The organism is Segeticoccus rhizosphaerae, from assembly GCF_009192725.1.
Lineage (GTDB): Bacteria > Actinomycetota > Actinomycetes > Actinomycetales > Dermatophilaceae > Segeticoccus > Segeticoccus rhizosphaerae.
In genome coordinates, this window is record NZ_VOHR01000448.1 from 1 (window position 1) to 2,463 (window position 2,463).

Below are 2,463 nucleotides of genomic sequence, written 5' to 3' on the forward strand. Positions count from 1 at the left end.
CGGGGTCGAGTCGCACGTCGCCGGCGGTGAGGACCGCGGGCCGCGCCGGAGTGCCGCGCCGCAGCAGCGCGCGCAGCCGAGCGAGCAGCACCACGAAGGAGAACGGCTTGGTCAGGTAGTCGTCGGCGCCGTAGTCGAGCCCGTCGGCCTGGTCGTACTCGCCGTCCTTGGCCGACAGCATCAGCACCGGCACCCACACCTCGCGCTCACGCAGCAGCCGGACGACGTCGTAGCCCGACCGTCCCGGCAGCATGATGTCGAGGATCACGGCGTCGTAGTCGCCGTAGAGGGCCTGGTTCAGTCCGGTGTTCCCGTCTCCCGCGACGTCCACCGTGAATCCCTCGGCCACCAGGCCCCGCCGAAGCGCAGCCGCGAGCCGTGCCTCGTCCTCGACCACCAGCACGCGCATGGGGTCAGCCTGCCACGGCGAGGGCTCACAGGTTCTCAGTGATCTCACAGGGCCCACCCGGCACCATGGGGTCATGACGATCTTCACCACGCACCCCACACTGCGTTGGTCCGCACCGGTGGCCGCCGCCGTCCTGCTCGGCGGCGGAGGTATGGCGCTGCGCAGCGCCTCCGCGACCGGCGCCGCGGACCTGCCGCCCCTCACGGCCAAGCAGCTGCTCGTCAAGGTGCAGCAGGCAAGGGTTGAAGGGCTCTCCGGCACGGTCGTGGAGAACGCCGACCTGGGACTGCCGGCCCTGCCCATCTCCGGTGGTGGCAGCGGCAGCTCGAAGCTCTCGTCACTGCTCTCGGGCAGCCACACGATGCGGGTCTGGACGGACGGCTCTGAACGGATCCGGTTGTCGCTGCTCGGGACCCTGGGCGAGTCGGACGTCATCCGCAACGGCAACGACGTGTGGCTCTGGTCGAGCGCCGACCACTCGGCCACCCACCTCACCCTTCCCGACCGCGGCGGCGCGCCGGGCGGCGAGCACATGCGCATGCCCGCGCCCTCGGGGATGGCCATGACGCCGCAGCAGCTCGCCACCCACTTCCTGTCCGCGGTGAAGCCGTCGACCGAGGTCACCACCAACAACACCACCACGGTGGCCGGCCGATCGGCATACGAGCTGGTCCTCTCGCCGCGCAGCAGCGGATCGCTGATCAGCTCGGTGCGCATCGCGGTCGACGGCACGACGCACGTGCCGCTGCGGGTGCAGGTCCTCTCGACCAAGGCCACCAAGCCCGCGTTCGAGGTCGCCTTCAGCTCGGTCGACTTCGGCAAGCCGGATGCGGCGCAGTTCCGGTTCAACCCGCCTCCCGGCACCAAGGTCGAGCAACAGAGGTTGTCCGGCCTGACCATGCGCGGTATGCCGGGTGGTCACGCCGCTTCTCACCCCAACCCCATGGCGCAGCTCAAGAAGGGTGCCGTGGGCAAGCACGGCGCCGCGACCATGCCGGGAGCCCGGCCGCAGATCGTGGGGAGCGGCTGGACCTCGGTGGTCAAGGTGCCGATGTCGTCGCAGATGCTGAAGGGCCTCGGCGGCTCGCACGGCGCGAAGGGCCCCGGGCCCGGCGGTGAGTCGATCTCGGCCGCGCAGTTCCTGCGCAACCTGCCGCACGTCAACGGGGCGTGGGGCTCCGGTCGGCTGCTGCAGAGCAACGTCGTCAGCGCCCTGCTGACCGATTCCGGCACCCTCTACGTCGGGGCGGTCACCCCGAAGGTGCTCTACGCCGCGGCAGGGAAGTGACCGACGACCTCGCGGTCGCGACGGCGGGCCTGACCAAACGGTTCGGCTCGCAGACCGCGGTCGACGCGATCGACCTCGCCGTCCCGCGGGGCGCGGTCTACGGCTTCCTCGGACCGAACGGGTCCGGCAAGACGACGACGATCCGGATGCTGCTCGGCCTGGTCACCCCCGACAGCGGCGATCGCCGGCTGCTCGGGGGCAGCATGCCCGGGGCCGCCGGCGAGGTGTTGCCGCGGGTGGGTGCCCTCATCGAGGGCCCGGCGTTCCACCCCTACCTGTCCGGCCGGGCCAATCTGGCGCGCGTCGACGCCGCCGACCGGACCGCGCCGCCGCGGTCGGCCTCGAGCCGGATCGACGCGGCGCTGGACCGGGTCGGGCTGCTGAACGCCGCCGGCAAGCGCTTCCGTGCCTACTCCCTCGGCATGCGGCAACGCCTCGCCATCGCGGCCGCGCTGCTGATGCCCCGTGAGCTGCTGGTGCTGGACGAGCCCACCAACGGCCTGGACCCCCAGGGCACCCGCGAGGTGCGCCACCTGGTGGCGGGGCTCGCGGCCGAGGGGTCCACGGTCCTGGTCTCGAGCCACCTGCTGTCCGAGGTCGACCAGATGTGCACGCACGTCGGTGTCATGCACGTCGGCAAGCTGGTGGCCCAGGGCAGCGTCGGCGAGCTGCGCGGCGGCGGGGCCGCCTGCGTGAGGGTGCGCACCTCCCGCCCGGGCCCTGCCGCAGAGGTGCTTGCCGAGCTCGGCCTCGAGGCGGTGCGCAC

3 protein-coding genes are annotated in these 2,463 nt (G+C 72.2%); 2 read left to right on the top strand and 1 reads right to left on the bottom strand.

The genetic code is table 11. The features are described from left to right. Positions 1-409: response regulator (locus tag FRW57_RS20435; RefSeq protein ID WP_152186918.1), on the bottom strand; the 409-nt coding region annotated here is incomplete at its 3' end. 73 nt (positions 410-482) lie between these two features. Here FRW57_RS20435 and FRW57_RS20440 point away from each other — a divergent pair. Together FRW57_RS20440 and FRW57_RS20445 are read left to right on the top strand one after the other, a co-directional pair. Next, on the top strand, positions 483-1,697 hold the full coding sequence (locus tag FRW57_RS20440) for a LolA family protein (RefSeq protein WP_152186919.1): 1,215 nt from the start codon (positions 483-485) through the stop codon (positions 1,695-1,697). Further along, the coding region (locus tag FRW57_RS20445; protein WP_152186920.1) for an ABC transporter ATP-binding protein at positions 1,694-2,463 on the top strand (770 nt) is incomplete at its 3' end. The genes FRW57_RS20440 and FRW57_RS20445, both read left to right, overlap by 4 nt.